Below are 21514 nucleotides of genomic sequence, written 5' to 3'. Positions count from 1 at the left end.
GCGATGCAGCACGGCAAGTACCGGTTCATCGTGGGGTTTCTCCTGGCACCCCTCGGGCTGTACATCCTGTTTGTCGTCTGGCCGTTCATCCAGTCCATCTACTACTCGTTCACGGACTGGACCGGGCTCAGCCCCGACTTCACCATGGTCGGCTTCGACAATTACGAACGCATGCTCGACGACGACGTCTTCTGGAAGTCGTTGCGGCACAGTCTGCTGTTCGCCCTGCTGCTGCCGCTGGTGACGATCGGCCTGGCGCTGTTCTTCGCCTTCATGATCAATGTGGGCGGACGGAAGCGGAAGGGCGGCCCGGCGATCCGGGGGGTCCGCGGGTCCGGCTTCTACAAGATCGTCTACTTCTTCCCGCAGGTGCTGTCGATCGCGATCGTGGCGCTGCTGTTCGCCTTCGCCTACAACCCGGACAGCGGCGCCATCAACTCCCTGCTGCGCGGGATCGGCCTCGACAGCGTCCAGCCGCTGTGGCTCGGCGACCCGGACCTCGCGCTGTGGGCCGTGTTGGGGGTCCTGGTCTGGTCCACGGTCGGCTTCTTCGTGGTCCTCTTCTCCGCGGGCATGGCGTCCATCCCGGCGGATCTGTACGAGGCCGCGCTGCTCGACGGCGCCGGGCGGGCCGCCACCTTCTTCCGGATCACGCTGCCGCTGCTCTGGGACACCGTGCAGTCCGGGTGGGTCTATCTGGGCATCCTCGCCCTGGGCGCCGAGTCCTTCGCCGTCGTACAGATCATGACGACCGGACCCGGCGGGCCCGACTACTCGACCACCGTGATGGTCCTGTACGTGTACCAGAAGGCGTTCCGGGACGGACAGGCCGCCTACGCCACCACCATCGGCGTCGCCCTGCTCGTCGTCACCCTCGTCTTCGCCGCCGCCGTGATGCGGCTGGGCCGGCGCGAGCGGCTGGAGTACTGAGACCGATGAAGACGACCGAGACACCCGACGCCGGGCCCAGCGGGCCTACCGGATCCAGCGGGTCCAGCGGGCCTACCGGGCCCACAGGGTCCGGTGGTCCGTCCGTCACCAAGACCGCCGTCACCAAGACCGCCGGGCCGGGCGGCGGTCCGCCCCCGCGCGAGACGAAACAAGGCGCCGTCCTCAATGTCTTCTCGCACGGCGTCCTGGTCATCTGGGCGATCATGGTCGTGCTGCCGCTGCTGTGGGCGGTGATGACCTCCTTCAAGGACGACCGATCGATCTTCACCTCGCCCTGGTCACTGCCCGACCGGCCGCACTTCGAGAACTGGTCGCGGGCCTGGACCGAGGCCAACATGAGCGACTACTTCCTCAACACCGTCCTGGTGGTGGGCGGCTCGCTCCTCGGCACCCTGCTGCTCGGCTCCATGGCCGCCTATGTGCTGGCCCGGTTCGAGTTCCCGGGCAACCGGTTCCTCTACTACCTGTTCATCGGTGGCATGAGCTTCCCGATCATGCTCGCGCTGGTCCCGCTGTTCTACGTGGTGAACAACATGGGCCTGCTGAACACCATCCACGGCCTGATCCTCGTCTACATCGCCTACTCGCTGCCGTTCACCGTGTTCTTCCTGACCGCGTTCTTCCGCACCCTGCCCACCTCGATCGCCGAGGCGGCCTTCGTCGACGGCGCCTCGCACTCCCGTACGTTCTTCCGGATCATGCTGCCCATGGCCAAGCCCGGCCTGGTCAGCGTGGGCATCTTCAACTTCCTGGGCCAGTGGAACCAGTACATGCTGCCCACGGTCCTCAACACCGACCCGGACACACGCGTCCTCACCCAGGGCCTGGTGCAGCTCGCCGTCAGCCAGGGATACAAAGGGGACTGGTCCGGTCTTTTCGCCGGACTGGTGATGGCCATGCTGCCGGTGCTCGCCGCGTACCTCGTCTTCCAGCGACAGGTGGTGCAGGGGCTGACAGCGGGAGCCCTGAAGTAACGCTCCGGATTCACAGATGTACACGCCGCTCCCCGTGCAGGGCAGCGGCCTACAGGACTGTGCGCGGGAGGGGGATCCAGTTCAACCTCTTGACGGGAGGTGACCCGAACAGCTCAGCTTAGAGTTCACTAGTTGGACATAGACGGGGTCCCATCGAAGCGGCCCCGTGCGCAGGAGGTCGTCGTGGAGACTCCGGGGTCGCAGTCGTCGCTGCACCGAGCCAACCTGGAACGGGTGGTCCGGGCGGTACGGCTCGCGGGATCGCTCACGCAGGCGGAGATCGCCCGCACCACCGGCTTGTCCGCGGCCACCGTCTCGAACATCGTGCGGGAACTGAAGGACCGCGGGACCGTGGAGGTCACGCCCACCTCGGCGGGCGGACGCCGGGCCCGCAGCGTCTCGCTGAGCGGGGACGCCGGGATCGTGATCGGCGTCGACTTCGGGCACAGCCATCTGCGGGTCGCCGTCGGCAACCTCGCCCACCAGGTGCTCGCCGAGGAGGCCGAGCCGCTGGACGTCGACGCCTCCGCCGCGCAGGGCTTCGACGCGGCGGAAGCGCTGGTCAACCGCCTGATCGCGGCGACCGGAGTGGACCGTACGAAGATCGCCGGGATCGGGCTCGGCGTGCCCGGGCCCATCGACGTGGAATCCGGCACCCTCGGCTCCACCGCCATCCTGCCCGGCTGGACCGGCACCCGGCCCGCCGAGGAACTGCGCGGACGCCTCGGCGTCCCGGTGCACGTGGACAACGACGCCAATCTCGGCGCCCTCGGCGAGCTGGTCTGGGGCGCCGGCAAGGGGGTCAGGGACCTCGCCTACATCAAGGTCAGCAGCGGGGTCGGGGCCGGTCTGGTGATCGACGGGAAGATCTACCGGGGGCCCGGCGGCACCGCCGGGGAGATCGGGCACATCACGCTGGACGAGTCCGGGCCCGTCTGCCGCTGCGGCAACCGCGGCTGCCTGGAGACCTTCACCGCCGCCCGCTATGTGCTCCCGCTGCTGCGCTCCAGCCACGGCAGCGACCTCACCATGGAGGGCGTCGTCCGCCGCGCCCGGGACGGCGACCCGGGCTGCCGCCGGGTAATCGCCGACGTCGGACGGCACATCGGCAGCGGCGTCGCCAACCTCTGCAACCTGCTCAACCCCAGCCGGGTCGTCCTCGGCGGCGACCTCGCCGAGGCCGGTGAACTGGTGCTCGGCCCGATCCGTGAATCCGTCGGGCGCTACGCCATTCCCAGCGCCGCCCGCCAACTCACCCTGCTCCCGGGCGCGCTCGGCGGCCGGGCGGAGGTGCTCGGCGCGCTCGCCCTCGCGCTCAGCGAGATGGGTGATTCGGCACTTTTGGACGGCACCCTCACGTCCGCCGCACCCGTCTTCACTTAGAGAACGTATGGCACCGTTGCCATCTCGTTAAGGATTTACTTCTTGACGTCGCACGTGTGGCCGAGTTGACTTCCAGCCACCTCGGCCGCAACGACGCGGCCTCGTCAGGGAGGTTTCTGAAGTGAACACGCGTATGCGTCGTGCCGCAGTAGCCGTCGCCGCAGGTGCGATGGCCGTCTCGCTCGCCGCCTGTGGCAGCGCCGAGGAAGCGGGAAGTGACAGCGCCGACACCAGCGGCTCCGCCGCCGCGAAGGGCAATGACATCAAGGTCGGCCTTCTCCTCCCGGAGAACAAGACCGCCCGCTACGAGAAGTTCGACCGCCCCCTGATCGAGAAGAAGATCAAGGAGCTGACGAACAACGAGGCGGAGATCCAGTACAACAACGCCCGCCAGGACGCCAACCTCCAGGCCCAGCAGGTCGACACGATGATCACCAACAAGGTGGACGTGCTGATCCTGGACGCCGTGGACGCGAAGGCGATCAAGAACTCCGTGCAGAAGGCCGTGGACGCCGGCATCGAGGTCGTCGCCTACGACCGGCTCGCCGAGGGCCCGATCAGCGCCTACACCTCCTTCGACAACGTCGAGGTCGGCAAGACCCAGGGCGAGGCACTCCTCGCGGAACTGGGCGACAAGGCCGGTGACGGCGAGATCGTCATGATGAACGGCTCCGTCACCGACCCCAACGCCGCCATGTTCAAGGAGGGCGCGCACTCCGTCCTCGACGGCAAGGTCACCGTCGGCAAGGAGTACGACACCAAGGAGTGGTCGCCGGACAACGCCAACGCCAACATGGAGGCGGCGATCTCGGCGATCGGCAAGGACAACATCGTCGGCGTCTACTCCGCCAACGACGGCATGGCCGGCGGCATCATCACCGCCCTGAAGGCCGCCGGAATCGACGTCCCGGTCACCGGCCAGGACGCGGAGCTGGCCGCGGTGCAGCGGATCGTCGCCGGTGAGCAGTTCATGAGCGTCTACAAGCCGTACGCCCCCGAGGCCGACGCCGCCGCCGAGATGGCCGTCGCGCTCGCCAAGGGTGAGCCGCTGGACGCCGTCGCCAAGGACAAGGTCTCCAGCGACAGCGCCACCGACGTCCCGTCCGTCCTGGTCCCGGTCACCTCGCTGACCCAGGACAACATCAACGACACCGTCATCAAGGACGGCGTCTACACGGCCGCCGAGATCTGCACGGACAAGTACAAGGCCGCGTGCGACGAGCTGGGCATCGGCTGAGCGGCGGCCCGGCAACGGCCGGGCTTCGGCTCGGCACCGGCTGATCACCGGCTCGGCTTCGGCTGAGCCTCGCTCGGCCCGTAGAACTCCTCCGGCGCCCCGTATCCCGCCCCGCTGAGCAGTGCGGGGCGCCGGACGGAATCTTCCTCCCCCCCACCAGTCCCCCCAGTCTTTGCAGAACCCTTCCGCCGGGTCAGGCGGCGAAGGAGATGGTTCACGTGTCCGCTACGCCCGTGCTGGCGTTGCGCGGGGTCTCCAAGCGGTTCGGTGCCGTCCAGGCGCTCACCGACGTAGAGCTTGAGGTCCACGCCGGTGAGGTGGTCGCCCTGGTGGGCGACAACGGCGCCGGAAAGTCCACGCTGGTCAAGACGATCGCCGGCGTGCACCCCATCGATGAGGGTGTCATCGAATGGGACGGCCGGGCCGTCTCGATCAACCGGCCGCACGACGCCCAGTCCCTGGGGGTCGCGACCGTCTACCAGGATCTCGCCCTGTGCGACAACATCGATGTCGTCGGCAACCTGTTCCTCGGCCGTGAGCTGAAGCGCTTCGGGGTGCTGGACGAGGTCGAGATGGAGCGCCGCTCGCGCGAGCTGCTCCAGACGCTGTCGATCCGTATCCCCAGCGTCCGGATCCCGATCGCCTCGCTCTCCGGCGGTCAGCGCCAGACCGTGGCCATCGCCCGCTCGATGCTCGGCGAGCCCAAGCTGGTCATCCTCGACGAGCCCACCGCGGCGCTCGGCGTCGAGCAGACCGCGCAGGTGCTCGACCTCGTGGAGCGGCTGCGCGAACGGGGCCTCGCGGTCCTGCTGATCAGCCACAACATGGCCGATGTCAAGGCCGTCGCCGACCAGGTGGCGGTGCTGCGGCTGGGCCGCAACAACGGCGTCTTCGAGGTCAGGACGACCTCCCAGGAGGAGATCATCTCCGCCATCACCGGCGCCACCGACAATGCCGTGACCCGCCGTGCGGCGCGCACGACCGGGGAGGTATCCCAGTGAGCAGCCTTGACAAGACCTCCCCGGCGGACGCCACGCCCGTGGGGAACCCCGAGGCCGCCGCGGCCGCGGTGACCGCCGTCGACCCGCGGCTGCTGGTCCGCGAGCAGGGCTTCGCCGGATACCTCGGCGAGTTCAAGCGCAAGATCCGCGCCGGTGAGCTGGGCTCGATACCGGTGATCATCGGCCTGATCGTGATCTGTGTCGTCTTCCAGAATATGAACTCGGCGTTCCTGTCCGCCCAGAACATCAGTGACATCACCGTCACCATGGTCGGCACCGGCATGATCTCCGTCGGCATCGTCTTCGTGCTGCTGCTCGGCGAGATCGACCTGTCCGTCGGCTCGGTCAGCGGCGCCGCCAGCGCCATCGCGGCCGTCCTCGCGGTCAATCAGGGCTGGCCCGAGTGGGTGGCGGTGCTCTTCGCGATCGGCGCGGGCGCGCTGATCGGCGCGGCGCACGGCTTCTTCTTCGCGGTGCTCGGCGCCCCCGCCTTCGCGGTCACCCTGGCCGGGCTGCTGTTCTGGCTCGGGTTCATGCTCCAGACGCTGGGCGAGAACGGCACGATCAACCTCGACAGCGACGGTCTGATCGGCAACCTCACGACGTACTTCTTCACGGACGTGGCCGCCGCGTACGGCCTCGCGGCCTTGGTGACCGGTGTGTTCCTCGTGACGTCGTTCCTCGGGAACCGGCGCCGCGAGGCCGCCGGGGTGCCGTCGCGGCCGATGAGCGACACGCTGCTGCGGACCGTGGTGCTCGGTGCCGTCTCCTTCGCCGCCGCCTTTATGTACAACCAGTACAAGGGGCTGCCGCTCGCGACGGTGATCTTCCTGGTGTTCCTGGTCGCGACGGACTTCGTGCTGCGGCGGACGTCGTACGGGCGCAAGGTGTTCGCGCTCGGCGGCAGCGTCGAGGCGTCCCGGCGGGCGGGTATCAATGTCACCGCCGTACGGATCTCCGTGTTCGCGATCTCCGGTGGGTTCGCGGCGATCGGCGGTCTGTTCCTGGCGTCGAAGATCGCGTCCGCGAACCAGAGCGCGGGCGCGGGGGATCTGCTGATGAACGCCATCGCCGCCGCCGTCATCGGGGGGACGTCGTTGTTCGGTGGGCGGGGGCGGACGTGGAACGCGCTGCTGGGTGTGCTGGTGATCGTCTCCATTCAGTACGGGTTGCAGCTTGAGTCGATCGCCGAGCCGGTGAAGTACATGATCACGGCCGGTGTGCTGTTGACCACGGTGGTGATCGACTCCGTCACCCGGCGTACGCAGAAGACTGCGGGGCGGGCTTGATCGGGGGATCGCCGTAGGGGTTCCGGTGGGTTGCCGGGTGCCGGGTGCCGGGTGCCGGTCGGCCGTGGCTGGTCGCGCAGTTCCCCGCGCCCCTTAGGGGGTGGTGGTTGCCCGGCGATCCAAGAAGAGGCCCTCCAGCTGGTTTCAGTGCCCCGGCATCGAACATGGTGTCGGGGTACTGGTATGTCATACGTAAGGGTGCTTGTGGGTAGAGCCGATCGCGTGATGTATGACGCACGGTCCGGGCATCGGGGCCCGGGGCGGAAGATTAGACTCGACGAGCCCGGCAACCGCTCGAACGGCTCTACTGCAAGGAGGCACGGGTGCCGCTGTTGACCCGCATCAGGGGACCGCGTGATCTGGACCGGCTCAGCCAGGAGGAGCTGGAGGAGCTGGCGGGGGAGATCCGCAGCTTCCTGGTCGACGCCGTGTCCAAGACCGGCGGCCACCTCGGCCCCAACCTCGGCGTGGTGGAGCTGACCCTCGCCCTGCACCGGGTGTTCGAATCGCCCAAGGACAAGGTGCTCTGGGACACCGGCCACCAGGCGTATGTGCACAAGCTGATCACCGGCCGGCGCGACTTCGGCCGGCTGCGCGCCAAGGGCGGCCTGTCCGGCTACCCCTCCCGCGCCGAGTCCGAGCACGACGTCATCGAGAACAGCCACGCCTCGACCGTCCTCGGCTGGGCCGACGGACTCGCCAAGGCCAACCAGTTGCTGAAGCGCGACGACCATGTCGTCGCCGTGATCGGCGACGGCGCCCTGACCGGCGGCATGGCCTGGGAGGCGCTCAACAACATCGCCGACGGCGACCGGCCGCTGGTGATCGTCGTCAACGACAACGAGCGGTCCTACGCGCCCACCATCGGCGGCCTCGCCAACCATCTCGCCACCCTGCGCACCACCGACGGCTACGAGCGTTTCCTGGCCCGCGGCAAGGACCTGCTGGAGCGCACGCCCGTCGTCGGACGGCCGCTGTACGGCACGCTGCACGGCGCCAAGAAGGGCCTCAAGGACTTCATCGCCCCGCAGGGCATGTTCGAGGACCTCGGCCTCAAGTACGTCGGCCCGATCGACGGGCATGACATCGAGGCCCTGGAATCCGCCCTGAACCGGGCCAAGCGGTTCAACGGGCCGGTCATCGTGCACTGCCTCACCGAGAAGGGGCGGGGTTACGAGCCCGCCGAGCAGGACGAGGCCGACCGCTTCCACGGCATCGGCCCGATCCACCCCGACACCGGGCTGCCCATCAAGACGTCCGCCGCGAGCTGGACCTCCGTCTTCGGCGACGAGATGGCCAAGCTGGGACGCGAGCGCGCGGACATCGTCGCCATCACCGCCGCGATGCTCCAGCCGGTCGGCCTGAAGAAGTTCGCCGAGGAATTCCCCGAGCGGATCTACGACGTCGGCATCGCCGAGCAGCACGCCGCCGTCTCCGCGGCCGGACTCGCCACCGGCGGGGCGCACCCCGTGTTCGCGGTGTACGCCACCTTCCTCAACCGTGCCTTCGACCAGGTGCTCATGGATGTCGCCCTGCACAAGTGCGGAGTGACGTTTGTGCTGGACCGGGCCGGGGTGACCGGCGACGACGGCGCCTCCCACAATGGCATGTGGGACATGTCGATGCTCCAGGTGGTACCGGGCCTCAGGATCGCCGCCCCCCGGGACGCCGAGCAGTTGCGCGCACAGTTGCGCGAGGCCGTGGTCGTCGAGGACGCGCCGACCGTGCTGCGCTACTCCAAGGGCGTCGTCGGTCCCGCCGTACCCGCCGTGGGACGCGTCGGCGGCATGGACGTACTGCGCCAGCCCGGCACCGACACCCCGGACGTGCTGCTGGTCTCCGTGGGCGCCCTCGCCCCCATGTGCCTGGACATCGCCCGGCTCCTCGACCAGCAGGGCATCTCCACCACCGTCGTGGACCCCCGCTGGGTCAAGCCGGTGGACGAGGCCATGGCCCCGCTCGCCGAACGGCACCGCGTCGTCGTCACCGTCGAGGACAACTCGCGGGTCGGCGGGGTCGGCTCCGCCGTCGCGCAGGCGCTGCGGGACGCGGGAGTCGACGTACCGCTGCGGGACTTCGGGATTCCGCCCCGGTTCCTGGACCATGCCTCGCGCGCCGAGGTGATGGCCGAGATCGGGCTGACCGCGCCGGACATCGCCCGGCAGGTCACCGGGCTGGTCGCCAAGCTGGACGGCAAGTACGGACAGGCCGCCGCCAGCGAGGTCGAGGCCGCGCGCGACTGACACGCACGGCTGTCGCACGGATGCCGAGGCGGCACGCCGCCGGGACACCCGAACGGGCCGGTTCCACCACCGAGACGGGTGATGGAACCGGCCCGTTCGCGTGACAGCGGCCGTGCCGGGGCATGCGCGGGCCACCCCCTCTCGATCATGTCGGGGACGACAAGCGTGGAGGTACCCCCGTGAGCAGCACCCTCTTCCGGACGAAGAAGGTCGAGCAGTCCATCCTCGACACCGAGGAGCCCGAGCACGCGCTCAGGAAATCCCTGTCCGCGCTGGATCTGACGGTCTTCGGCGTCGGTGTGATCATCGGCACCGGCATCTTCGTCCTCACCGGCACGGTCGCCAAGAACAACGCCGGGCCCGCGGTGGCGCTCGCGTTCGTGGTGGCCGGCGTCGTCTGCGCGCTCGCCGCGCTCTGCTACGCCGAGTTCGCCTCCACGGTCCCGGTGGCCGGGTCCGCCTACACCTTCTCCTACGCCTCGCTCGGCGAACTGCCCGCCTGGATCATCGGCTGGGACCTGGTGCTGGAGTTCGCGCTGGGCACGGCGGTGGTGGCCGTCGGCTGGTCCGGCTATGTCGCCTCGCTGCTCGGCAATGCGGGCTGGGAGCTGCCAGCGGTGCTCGGCAGCCGGGACGGGGCCGTGGGCTTCGGCTTCGACATCCTCGCCGCCGCGCTCGTCCTGGTGCTCACCGGGATCCTGGTGCTCGGCATGAAGCTGTCCGCGCGGATCACCTCCATCGTCGTCGCCATCAAGGTGGCGGTCGTGCTCATCGTGATCATCGCCGGGTCGTTCTTCATCACCAGCAGCAACTACGACCCGTTCATCCCCGAGTCCCAGCCGGTGCCGGCGGGCGGCGACCTCCGGGCGCCGCTGATCCAGCTGCTGGTGGGCTGGGCGCCCTCCAACTTCGGCGTCATGGGCATCTTCACCGCCGCGTCCGTCGTGTTCTTCGCGTTCATCGGCTTCGACGTCGTCGCCACCGCCGCCGAGGAGACCCGTAACCCGCAGCGCGACATGCCCCGCGGCATCATCGGCTCGCTGATCATCTGTACGGTCCTGTACGTCGCCGTGTCGATCGTGGTGACCGGCATGCAGCACTACAGCGAACTGTCCGTCACCGCACCGCTCGCCGACGCCTTCAAGGCCACCGGACACCCCTGGTACGCGGGCCTGATCAGCTTCGGCGCCGCCGTCGGTCTGACCACCGTCTGCATGATCCTGCTGCTCGGCCAGACCCGGGTGTTCTTCGCGATGAGCCGCGACGGACTGCTGCCGAGGTTCTTCTCCTACGTCCACCCCCGCTTCCGGACCCCGTACCGGCCGACCATCCTGCTCGGGGTGATCATCGCGATCGTCGCCGGATTCACCCCGCTCAGCGAGCTGGCCGAACTGGTCAACATCGGCACCCTGTTCGCCTTCGTGGTCGTCGCGATCGGTGTGATCGTGCTGCGCCGCACCCGCCCCGACCTGCCCCGCGCCTTCCGCACTCCGTGGGTGCCGGTGCTGCCGATCCTGTCGGTGTGCGCGTCGCTGTGGCTGATGCTGAACCTGCCGGCCGAGACCTGGCTGCGGTTCGCCGGCTGGATGATCCTCGGCGCCCTCGTCTACTTCCTCTACGGCCGTACCCACAGCCGCCTGGCACGCGGCGAGCAGGACGCCGTCCCGGCCTCCGGTGGTGACGTGGAGTAAGGCTCCCCGATCTTTTCGATGCCGTCCGGCCCCGTATGTCCCGCTCCGCCGGGGCGTGCGGGGCCGGATAGCGTACGGAGCGTGTGTGCCGCCTCCGTGATCCCCCGGACCCCGTCACCCGCCGAGTCCACCGCGCGGGCGGGCTACTGGACCCGGCTGCTGCCGCTGCTCACCGTACTGGCCTGCGTCACCCGCGTCCCGTCGTTCCGGCACCCGCTGTGGAGTCCCGACGAGGGCTATCTCGCCGTACAGGCCCGCATGCTGGCCCACGGCGGCACGCTGTACGAGACCGTCGTCGACCGCAAGCCCCCGCTGGTGCCCCTCCTCTACCAGGCGGCGTTCGCGCTGGACGGCTCCGACTCCCTGACCGTCGTCCGGGTGCTGGCCGTCCTCGCCCAGTTGCTCACCGCCGTCCTGCTGGCGTCGCTGGCCCGCCGCCGCTGGGGCGACCGGGCCGGGGGCACCGCCGGGGTGCTGTATCTGCTGGTGTCGATCGGGGTGAACCCCGAGGACGCGCAGGCGGCCGGGTTCGAGGTCTTCATGCTGCCCTGCACGGCCGCCGCCCTGTGGTGCGCCGACCGTCGCCGCTGGACCGCCGCCGGTCTCGCCGTCGCCGCCGCCTTCCTCGTCAAGCAGACCGGGGGAGCGGTGCTGCTGCCGGTGCTGTGGCTGTGGTACCGCGGCACGGGCACCGAGCGGAGGGGGGTGGTCGGGCGTGCTGGCGGTGCCGAGGGGAGGGGGGTGGTCGGGCGGGCTGGCGGTGCTGACGGGCGGCGGGTGGCTGGGCGGGCTGGCGGTGCCGAGGGGAGGAGGGTGGCTGGGAGTGCCGGCGGTGCCGACGGGTGGCGGTCGGGTGGGCCTGCTGTCGGGGTCGGTCGCTGGCGCCTCCTCGGGTTCGCCGCCGGGGTTGACCGCTGGCGGTTGGCCGGGTTCGCCGCCGGGGCCGATCGGCGGCGGTTGGCTGGGCTCGCCGGCGGTGCTGAGCGGCGGCGGTCGGTCGGGCTTGCTGGCGGTGCCGAGGGGCGGCGGTTGGGCGGGTCCGCTGTCGGGGCCGGTCGCCGGGGCCCCCTCGGGTTCGCCGCCCGGGCCGGTCGCAGGGGCCCCCTCGGGGGCGTGGCCGGTGCTGACCGATGGCCGTTGCTCGGGGTCGCCGCCGGCGCCGAGCGGCGGCGGTTGGCCGGGTGCGCCGCCGGCGCCGATCGCCGGAGCCTCCTCGGGCTCGTCGCCGGGGCCGTGCTGCCCGTGCTCGCCGCCGCGCTGCTCACCGACCCGGCCGGATTCCTGTTCTGGACGGTCACCGGATCCGGTGCCTACGCCTCCCTCACCGGCTCCGAACTCCATGTCCTGCTGCGCGGCCTGGGCAACGCGGCGATCCTGGCGGCGGCCTGCGCGGGACTGCTGCCGCTGCTCGCGCGCAAGACGGCCCGCACGCCGCGGCCCGGCGCCGAGCTGTGGCTGTGGCTCGCCGCCTCGGGCGCCGCGGTGTGCGCCGGGTTTCACTTTTTCGGCCACTACTATCTGCAACTCCTGCCCCCGCTGGCCCTGCTGGCCACCGCCGCGCTCCAGCACGCACCCCGCGAGCGCACCACCCGCACCCTGCTCGTCTCCGCCTGCTGCTGCGTCCTCTTCCTCACCTGGGGCCTGCTCGCCCCCCGCCCCGAACTCGCCCACGCCCAGCGCCTCGCCGACGCCACCGCCCGCCGCACCGACCCCGGCGAGAAGGTCCTGATCTGGGGCATGCACCCGGAGACGTACTGGCTCGCCGACCGCGCCCCCGCCAGCCGCTATCTCACCGCCGGCCTGCTCACCAACTACAGCGGCGGCCGGGACGGCCCTCAGGTCGGCGAGCGCTACGCCGTCCCCGGCACCCTCCCCGTCTTCCGCGCCGAACTCGCCGCCCACGCCCCCGCCCTGGTCGTCGACGACTCCCGGGGCCTGCCCTACACCCCCGACCGGATCCCCACCCTGCGCCGCCTGCTCACCGCCCGCTACGAGGAGGTCGAGCGCGTCGACGGAGCGGTCCTGTACGCCCGTACCCCCTGACCGCCACCCTCCACCGACACCTCAACTCCCCTACCGGAATGGGGCGTTACGTATCCCAACCTGGCTCGGAAGGACCGTGTGCGGCCCTTGTCACTCCCCGTCACTCGCCAGGATGATGGACACACAGAACCCGACGTGCTCCACTCATCGCCGACCCGAGGGAGACCCCCGATGTGGAAGACCCGTGAGACGTCCGGCTCGCACGGACCGGTGGCGGCGTCCGCGCCGGCGCTGACCACCCGTGTCCCCGACTCCGCCGCCGCCCCGCTGGACGGCAGCACGGTCGACCGGCAGGCGCTGAACCGGCTGCTGCCGTCCCGCCGGCTCGCCGGACCGAGTTTCAACTCCAGCATCTGAGCGGCCAGGACACCGTCGGCCGATGACCGCCGGGACACGCGCGTTCCGCCAGTTCGTCCTCAAGGTGCACAGCAGATGCGATCTGGCGTGCGACCACTGCTATGTCTACGAGCACGCGGACCAGAGCTGGCGGCGCAGGCCGCGGGTCATCCCGGACGAGGTGATCGAGGCGACGGTGTCCCGGATCGCCGAGCACGCCCGCGCCCACCCCGAACTCGGCCGCGTCCATGTCATCCTGCACGGCGGCGAGCCCCTGCTGGCCGGCCGCGAGCGGATCGCCCGGATCGCGACCGCGCTGCGCACCGCCCTGGACGGCGTGTGCGACCTCGATCTGCGGATGCAGACCAACGGGCTGCGCCTGGACGAGGAGTTCTGCCGCACCCTGGTCCGCGCGGGCATCACGGCCGGCATCTCCCTGGACGGCGACCGCGCCTCCCACGACCGCCACCGGGTCCACGCGAACGGCAAGGGCTCCTACGACGAGGTGGTGCGGGCCGTCCGCCTCATCGGCTCCCCGCCGCACCGCGCGGCCTTCGCCGGACTGCTGTGCACCATCGACGCCGAGAACGACCCGGTCGCCGTGTACGACGCGCTCGCCGCCCTCGGCCCGCCGAGGGTGGACTTCCTGCTGCCGCACGCCACCTGGGACCACCCACCGCCCCGCGACCCCGCCCGGCCCGCCGCCCACGCCCACTGGCTCACCACCGTCTACGACCGCTGGACGGCCGCCGGGCGCCCCTTCCCCGTGCGGGTGTTCGACTCCATCGAGGCCGGCCGCGACGGCGCCGAGTCCTTCACCGAGGCACTCGGCCTCGGCAGCCCCGACCTGGTGGTGATCGAGACCGACGGCGAGATCGAACAGGCCGACTGGCTCAAGACCGCCGCGCAGGACGCCCCCGGCACCGGCTTCCACGTCCTGCGCGACTCCTTCGACACGGCCGCCGCCCACCCCGGCTTCCTGGCCCAGCGCGGCGGCACCGAGACCCTCAGCCGCACCTGCCAGGACTGCGCCCTGGTCCGCGTCTGCGGCGGCGGGCTCTACGGCCACCGGCACCGCTCCGGCACGGGCTTCGACAACCCCTCGGTGTACTGCGCGGACCTGTTCGCCCTCATCGGCCATGTCCTCAGCGCCCCACGTCCCGCGCCGCCCGCCCGGCCGCACACCCTCACCGCCCACGGCTTCGACTCCCTCGCCGCCGGGGACGGCGACGACGAGACGCTCGACGCCCTGCTCGACGCCGAGGCCAGCATCCGCCGTCTGCTCATCGCCGCCGTCTGCGGCGCCCACCCCGGCCCCGAGGCGAGCGCCCTCGCCGAACTCGACCGGCAGTGGCCCGCCGCCACCGCCGACACCCTGCGCCACCCCTACCTCGGCACCTGGGCCGTACGCGCCCTCGAAGGCCGGCTGCCCGCCGACGCCGTACGCCACCGGCTCGCCGAGATCGCCCTCGCCGCCGCCCTGCGCACCGGCGGCGAACTGAGCCTGGGCCCGCCCCGCCGCCACGCCCAGCTGCCCGGCCACGGCGGGCTCACCCTGCCCGTCGGGCACGGCCCGCTCATCGCCCGGGACGGCGCCCTGCTGCGCGCCACCCGCCCCGGCGGACCCGAACTGCCCGTCACCCACGCCTGGCAGCCCGTACGCCGGATCACCACCCCCGAGTTCACGGTCCTCCTGGAGGACGGCGACCCGCACCGCGACGGCTTCGGCACCCCGCCCGCGCCCCGCCTCGGCCCGGCCGGGCTCGCCCGCTGGACCCGGCTGCTGACCGAGGCCGCCGAAGAACTCCGCACCCGGCACCGGCACCGGCTGCCCGGCATCCGCGCCCTGCTGTGGGCATGCACCCCGCTGGAGGGGGCACCCGAGGGACAGGTCGCCGCCGACCCGCAGGCGTTCGGCGCGCTCGGACTGGCCCCGCCGCCGGACGGCAGGACGCTGGCCGGGCTGCTCGTGGAGGGAGTGCAGCAGCTGAAGTTCAACGCGCTCACGGACCTGTTCGACCTCACCGCCACCGACGAGGCGGCCGACGCGCTCCGCGCCGCCTACCTCCACCGCGTGCCGCCGGGCACGGTCCCCGACGGCCACCTCACCGCGCACGGCCGCCGGATGGCCGCGGTCCTGCGAGGCTGACCCTGGTGCCCACCGCCCCGCCCCCACAAACCCACCCCACCCCTGCCCGGACCCTGACACCACCTCACCAACTGTCCTACGGTGAGCACATGAAGCCCTTCAGCGCGGCTTCCCCCACATCCACCGATGTACGCCGCCGACCCGGCCGGCAGTCGCGGGCCGCTCGGGCACGCCGGTGGCCGGACAGCCCCCCACGGCCCCTCACCCGGCCCCGCCCCCGCGCGGAGCGCCCCGGCCCCCCTGGAGGCCGGCCATGACGGAACAGCTCGCGCGGTCCCGGCCCCGGCGGGGCGTCCAGCACCCCTACGGGTTTCTCAGCTACGGGCGCACCCCGCACGTACCGGACAGTGACGGGCCCGCCGACAGCCGGCTGGTGCGGTTCCACGGGAAGCTCACCGAGGACGTCATGGCGCTGACCGACCTGGACGCCCACATCCCCGCCGTCTACCTCGACCGGCGCACCGCCCTCGGTGCCGGGTGGCAGGACGCCCTCAAGGAACACCTCGCCCGCTGCCAGGTGCTGGTGCCGGTGCTGTCGCCGAGGCTGTTCACCAGCGCCTGGTGCGCGGTGGAGTGGCAGTGCTTCCAGCTCCGCCAGCGGCTCCAGCGCGAACGCGGCACCTTCACCCGCAACGCCGTCGTCCCCGTGCTGTGGAACCCGCTGCGGCCCGAGGACGTCCCCAGCCCCTACGCCGACCTCCAGTACACCCACGAGGACCTCGGGGACGACTACGCCCGGGACGGGCTCCTCGGCCTGCTGACCGGCGGCCGGCACACCACCGCCAACCGGGTGGTCTACCAGCTCGCCCGGAAGATCGTCGAGGTGGCCGAGAGCGCCCGCCTCGAACCCTGCGACCCGGCCCTCTTCGACGCCCTCTTCGACGCCGTGCACCGCGCCGAGCCCCAGCCGTCGGGGACGGCACCCAGGGGGGAGCACCGATGACCGCGCCCTACTTCTTCCTCAGCTACGCCCCCGTACAGCCCCCCGGCGACCCCGGCGAACACAGCGACCACGCCAACCCCGGTGGAGCCGACCGCCCCGCCGCAGACAAGCACGTACGCGAGTTCTACTACGACCTGAGCGAGCAGGTCGTCCGGATGGCCGGCACCGGGACCCTCTCCCCGGGCGGCGCGGGCCATCTCGCCGACGACCGGGGCCGCCACCGCACCGCGCACGCCCTGTACGCCGCCCGCGGCTTCGTCCCGCTGATCTCCCGCCGCTACTTCACCGACCCCTCCTGCGGCCGGCAGTGGTACGCCTTCACCCACCGCGAGCCGCCCGGCGCCCTCATCCCGGTGCTGTGGGCGCCCGTCCCCACCACCGCCCGCCCGGTCGTCGTCGACCTCGCCCTGCCCGCGCCGAAGGGCCCCGCGACCCCCGTCCGGGTCGGCGCGCGGGCTATCGAGCGGTACGCCGCCGACGGGCTGTACGGGCTGCGCCGCGACCCCGAACTGCGCGAGGACTACGCCCAGTGCGTGCGCCGGATCGCCCAGTGCGTGGTCAGCGCCGCGAGCGGGGTCGCCGACCCGGCCCCCGGCTTCCGCGCCCCGCCCGACCTGGACGAGCTGCCCGACGCCTTCGCCGCCTCCTCCTGGCACCCCCTGGGCATCGCCGTGCTCGCCCCCGACCTCGACCACCTGCCACCCGACCGCCGCGACACCAAGTACGGCCCCGAACCGAGGGACTGGCAGCCCTTCAGCGACGGCTACGGCACCTCGCTCGCCGAACGCACCGCCGAACTCGCCCGCAACCTCGGCTTCGCCCCCGAGATCCGCACCTACGACGACGCCGAACCGGTGTTCCTCGGCGCGCGCGAGACCCGCAGCCCCTGGGTGCTCATCCTCGACCCGTGGATCCTGCACGACCCGCGCGCGATGGACCGGCTGCGCGCCTTCGACGCCCGCGACCTGCCCTGGGTCACCGTCCTCACCCCGCTCGCCGACGACGCCCAGACCCGCGCCGCCCACCGGGAACTGCGCGCCCTGCTGCACACCGCGCTGCCGCGCCGGCTCAGCCGCGGCCGGGCCATCCAGCGCGCCGCCGTCGAGGGCATCCCGCACTCCGAGGCGTTCAACTCCCGCTTCATGGAGCTGGCCGACAGCGCGGCCCAGCACTACCTCAACCGGGTTCCGCTACGATCCTCGACCAGATCCGCGGGGCAGCTCGTGCTGCGTTCCCGCCCCGCCCGGCTCGCCCGGGACCGGACCGACCCCCCGGGTGACACCCACCCCCCGGGTGACCAGGAGGCCCCCTCGTGACCGGCGTGCCCACCCGCCCCGACGGCGGCAAGATCGTCACGTTCTACAGCTACAAAGGCGGCACCGGCCGCACCATGGCCCTCGCCAATACCGCCTGGATCCTGGCCTCCCAGGGCAAACAGGTGCTGGTCGTCGACTGGGACCTGGAGGCCCCCGGCCTCGACCGCTTCCTGCGGCCCTTCCTGGAACCCGACGCGCTGCGCGACCGCCCCGGCGTCCTCGACCTGATCAACGACTACATGCTGCGCGTCGACGCACTGCTCGGCGGCACCCGCCAGCCCGCCGAGGAGGCCGCCCACCTCACCAGCTGGATCACCGGCCAGGCCGACATCACCAAGGCGCTCTCCCCGCTGCACCGGACCTTCGGCGACGGCCGCCTCGACTACATCTCGGCCGGCCGCCAGGACCGTAACTACTCCTCCATCTTCAGCCAGTTCAACTGGAACCGCTTCTACGACGAGCAGTTCGGCGGCCAGTTCCTGGACGCCCTGTGCGCCCAGTTCCGGCGCGGCTACGACTATGTCCTCATCGACAGCCGCACCGGGCTCAGCGACATCTCCGACATCTGCACGATCCACTTCCCCGATGTCCTGGTGAACTGCTTCACCCACAACGACCAGAGCATCGAGGGCGCCGCCGCCGTCGCCCGCCGCGTCGAGGACACCTACGGCGAGCGCCGGATCCGCATCCTGCCGGTCCCGATGCGGGTCGAGGACTCCGAGGCCGACCGCCTGGAGGCCGCCCGCGCCAAGGTCCGCCTCACCTTCGACCAGCTCCTCGTGCGCACCCCCGGCATCGACATCCGCCGCTACTGGGGCAATGTCGAGGTCCCCTACAAACCGACGTACGCCTACGAGGAGATCCTCGCCACCTTCCGCGACGAACCCGGCACCCCCGCCTCGCTGCTCGCCGCCTGCGAACGGCTCACCGAGGTCATCACCGAGGGCGAGGTCACCGCACTCGCCCCGATGACCGACGAGGACCGGCAGAACTACCTCAAGTCCGTGGTGCGGCGCCGCCCGCCGGACCCCACCCATGTCTTCCTCAGCTATGTGCCCGAGGACCAGATCTGGGCCGACTGGATCATCCGGGTCCTCGGCGACGCCGGGTTCACCGTCGGCGACGCCCGCTCCGAGGACGGCACCGGCGCCGGGATCCCGCTGCGCGACGACACCGACGCCAAGGTGCGCGGCGCCTCGCGCACCATCGCCGTACTCTCCGCCGCCTACCAGAAGTCCCCGCAGGCCAGAGCCGTCTGGGAGGCCGTCGCGGGCGCCGACCCGATGGGCTCGCGGCGCACCCTGGTCCCCGTGCGGGTCAGCGACGTACACCTGGGCCACCCGTTCTCCGACCGCACCCCCATCCACCTCAGCAACAAGACCGAGGCCCAGGCCCGCAGCGCCCTGCTGCGCGCCCTGGACGCCCGGACCGTGCAGGACGCGCACCCCGCCGACGCCTCCGGGACCGGCCCGCGCTTCCCCGGCGCCGAACCGCCCGTGTGGAACGTGCCGATGCGCAACGCGACCTTCACCGGCCGGGGCGAACTCCTCGAACACCTGCGCCACCGGCTCGCCGAGACCGGCACCGCCACCCTGCTGCACGGCATGGGCGGCGTGGGCAAGACCCAGCTCGCCACCGAGTACGGCTACCGCTACCGCGGCTACTACGACATCGTCTGGTGGATCGAGGCCGAGTTCGGCGACCTCGCGCTGCGCCAGTACTCCGAACTCGCCCCGCACCTCGGCCTGGAGGAGCGCGAGAGCATCAGCGCCACCGCCGACACCGTGCGCGACGCGCTGCGCCAGGGCGCCAAGCACCCGCGCTGGCTGCTGATCTTCGACAACGCCACCACCCCCGAATCCATCGAACGCCTGCTGGTCAACACCCCCGGCGGACATGTCCTGATCACCACCCGTAACGAGGGCTGGGCACAGATCGGCGAACGCGTCGAGGTCGATGTCTTCTCCCGCTCCGAGAGCGTCGAACACCTGCTGAACCGGGTGAAGGCGATCAGCACCGAGGACGCCGCCCGGGTCGCCGACGCCCTCGGTGATCTGCCGCTCGCGGTCGAACAGGCCGCCGCCTGGCTCAACGAGACCGGCCAGGACGCGGGCGAGTACCTCGTCCAGCTGGACTCCCAGCTCGCCTCCGCAGCCGACACCGACGCCTACCCGCTCGAGGTCGGCGCCACCTGGAACCTCTCCATCCAGCAGCTGAACTCCCCGGTCGCCCGCAGGCTGCTCCAGCTCTGCTCCTTCTTCGGCGCCGACCCCATTTCCCTGGACCTGGTCAACGGCAAGGAGATGGGCGAGATCCTCGGCGCCCTCCAGCCCGGCGCCGACGGCACCGCCATGGTCTCCCGCGCGATCCGCCAGCTGCACCGCTACGCCCTCGCCAAGGTCGACCGCAAGAGCCGCTCCATCCAGGTGCACCGGCTCGTCCAGGCCGCCGTACGGTCCTCGATGGCCGACGCCGAGCAGGAGGAGGCGATGGCCTGCGTCCGCAACGTCCTCAGCGGCGCCCGCCCCTCCGAGGGCGACGTGGAGAGCCCCGCCAACTGGTCCCGCTACAACACCATCTGGCCGCACCTGAAGACCCCCTGGACGAAATACTCCCTCGACGACCGCATCCGCCGTCTGATGACCGAGTGGCTGCGCTATCTGCGCGGTCGCGGCGAGTACATCGAGGCCCTCTCGCTCGGCGAGGAACTGATGGTCAGCTGGCAGAAGGAGGCCGGCCCCAGCGACCGCTGGACCCTCCATCTGCGCTTCGAGATCGCCAACGTGCTGCGCTCCCAGGGCTGGTACGACCAGGCCCTGGAGATCGACCAGGACGTGTACGAGCGGCAGCGCGAGGCCCTCGGCGACGACGACGCCCACACCCTGATGACGGCGGGCGGCCTCACCGCCGATCTGCGGGCCGTCGGCAACGTCCGCCGGGCCCTGGAGATCGACCGCGAGACCTACGAACGCTCCGTCGACCTGCTCGGCGACGACCACCCCCGCACCCTGTTCGCCGCCAACAACCTCGCCGTGTCGATGCGCATGGCCGGCGACTGCTTCGAGGCGCAGTCCGTCGACCGGACCAACCACGACTACCGCGCCCTCACCCTCGGCTCCCGGCACCCCTACACCCTGTACTCGATGATCAACCTCGGCCGCGATCTGCGCTCCTGCGGGGAGTACGAGTCGTCCGCCGAGACCCTTGAACGGGTGCACGGGACCGCCGTCGAGCTGGGCGCCGATTCACCGCCCGCCCTGGAGGCCGCCAAGGCCCTCGCCATCACCCTGCGCCGCCTGGACCGGCTGCCGCAGGCCATCGAGCTGAGCCGGAGCGTGCTGGAGAGTGTCCGCCGCCGGCTCGGCGACTCCTCGCCCGAGACCCTGGTGGTCCGGCTCGGCCTCGCCGGTCATCTCGCGGCGGCCGAACGCCACGAGGAGGCCTGCGAGGAGACCGGTGAACTGCTCGAACGGTTCCGCGCCGCGCTCGGCGAGGCCCACCCCAACACCCTGGCCTGCTCGGTGAACCACGGCATCAACCTGCTGTCCGTCGGCCGCGCCGCCGACGCCCGCGCCGAGTGCCTCAGGGCCGGTGCCGCACTGCGCTCCACACTGGGCGCCGACCACCCGTTCAGCATGAACTGCCGGCTGAACCTCGCCAACACCGAGGCCGCGCTGGGCGACGCGGAGAGCGCCGAGCACCACTACCGCGACGCCCACCGGGAACTCGGCGGCCGGCTCGGCCCCGACCACCCCTCCCCGCTGATCTGCCTCGGCAACCTGGCGATCCTGATGCGGGAGACCGGCCGCACCGCCGAGGCCGACCGGCAGGCCCGCGACAGCCTCGACGCCCTCACCGCGAAACTCGGCACCGGCCACTCCAGGGTGGTCCGGCTCCGGGCGGGCCGCCGGGTGGGCCTGGAACTGGACCCGCACCCGATCTGACCCGGCCTGCGCGG

Annotated in this window: 14 protein-coding genes; all 14 read left to right on the top strand. The window is 71.5% G+C overall.

Translation table 11 applies throughout. The annotated features are described in order from the left end of the window. Positions 1-3 precede the first annotated feature (3 nt). Entirely contained in the window at positions 4-930 is a 927-nt protein-coding gene (locus ACFRFC_RS19485; RefSeq protein WP_382690269.1) for a carbohydrate ABC transporter permease, read from the top strand. Between the two features lie 5 nt (positions 931-935). Next, complete coding sequence (locus ACFRFC_RS19480; protein WP_382690271.1) at positions 936-1925, top strand: carbohydrate ABC transporter permease; 990 nt, start codon at positions 936-938, stop codon at positions 1923-1925. Between the two features lie 183 nt (positions 1926-2108). Next, positions 2109-3308 carry an ROK family protein gene (locus tag ACFRFC_RS19475; RefSeq protein ID WP_382690273.1) on the top strand — a complete coding sequence of 400 codons (1200 nt, stop codon included), beginning with the start codon at positions 2109-2111 and terminating at the stop codon, positions 3306-3308. A gap of 133 nt (positions 3309-3441) precedes the next feature. Beyond that, on the top strand, positions 3442-4545 hold the full coding sequence (locus tag ACFRFC_RS19470; RefSeq protein ID WP_382690371.1) for a sugar ABC transporter substrate-binding protein: 1104 nt from the start codon (positions 3442-3444) through the stop codon (positions 4543-4545). Positions 4546-4754: 209 nt separating this feature from the next. Continuing rightward, positions 4755-5546, top strand: coding sequence for an ATP-binding cassette domain-containing protein (locus tag ACFRFC_RS19465; protein ID WP_382690275.1), 792 nt, complete (start codon positions 4755-4757; stop codon positions 5544-5546). Continuing rightward, positions 5543-6835, top strand: coding sequence for a sugar ABC transporter permease (locus ACFRFC_RS19460; RefSeq protein WP_382690277.1), 1293 nt, complete (start codon positions 5543-5545; stop codon positions 6833-6835). The genes ACFRFC_RS19465 and ACFRFC_RS19460 overlap by 4 nt, the downstream gene beginning before the upstream one ends. 323 nt (positions 6836-7158) lie before the next feature. Beyond that, on the top strand, positions 7159-9078 hold the full coding sequence (gene dxs / locus ACFRFC_RS19455; protein WP_382690279.1) for a 1-deoxy-D-xylulose-5-phosphate synthase: 1920 nt from the start codon (positions 7159-7161) through the stop codon (positions 9076-9078). Positions 9079-9257: 179 nt separating this feature from the next. After that, positions 9258-10769, top strand: coding sequence for an amino acid permease (locus ACFRFC_RS19450; protein WP_382690281.1), 1512 nt, complete (start codon positions 9258-9260; stop codon positions 10767-10769). An 81-nt stretch (positions 10770-10850) separates the two neighbouring features. Then, positions 10851-12812, top strand: a complete 1962-nt coding sequence (locus ACFRFC_RS19445) for a glycosyltransferase family 39 protein (protein ID WP_383112633.1) — start codon at positions 10851-10853, stop codon at positions 12810-12812. A gap of 171 nt (positions 12813-12983) precedes the next feature. Next, on the top strand, positions 12984-13169 hold the full coding sequence (locus tag ACFRFC_RS19440; protein ID WP_382690284.1) for a hypothetical protein: 186 nt from the start codon (positions 12984-12986) through the stop codon (positions 13167-13169). 22 nt (positions 13170-13191) lie between these two features. Further along, positions 13192-15297, top strand: a complete 2106-nt coding sequence (locus ACFRFC_RS19435; protein WP_382690286.1) for an FxsB family cyclophane-forming radical SAM/SPASM peptide maturase — start codon at positions 13192-13194, stop codon at positions 15295-15297. Positions 15298-15550: 253 nt separating this feature from the next. Then, positions 15551-16240, top strand: coding sequence for a TIR-like protein FxsC (locus ACFRFC_RS19430; RefSeq protein WP_382690288.1), 690 nt, complete (start codon positions 15551-15553; stop codon positions 16238-16240). Further along, positions 16237-17556 carry an FxsC protein gene (gene fsxC / locus ACFRFC_RS19425; protein ID WP_382690290.1) on the top strand — a complete coding sequence of 440 codons (1320 nt, stop codon included), beginning with the start codon at positions 16237-16239 and terminating at the stop codon, positions 17554-17556. Before ACFRFC_RS19430 ends, fsxC begins: the two co-directional genes overlap by 4 nt. Beyond that, the gene (gene fxsT, locus ACFRFC_RS19420) at positions 17553-21500 is read left to right on the top strand and encodes an FxSxx-COOH system tetratricopeptide repeat protein (protein WP_382690292.1); all 3948 of its coding nucleotides are present in this window, start codon (positions 17553-17555) and stop codon (positions 21498-21500) included. The genes fsxC and fxsT overlap by 4 nt, the downstream gene beginning before the upstream one ends. The last annotated feature ends 14 nt before the right edge of the window (positions 21501-21514 follow it).

The sequence above is a fragment of the Streptomyces sp. NPDC056734 genome (assembly GCF_042790455.1).
In the GTDB taxonomy this organism is placed as follows: domain Bacteria; phylum Actinomycetota; class Actinomycetes; order Streptomycetales; family Streptomycetaceae; genus Streptomyces.
Note: the sequence above shows the minus strand (reverse complement) of the source record. Positions and strands in the feature narration are given on the sequence as shown.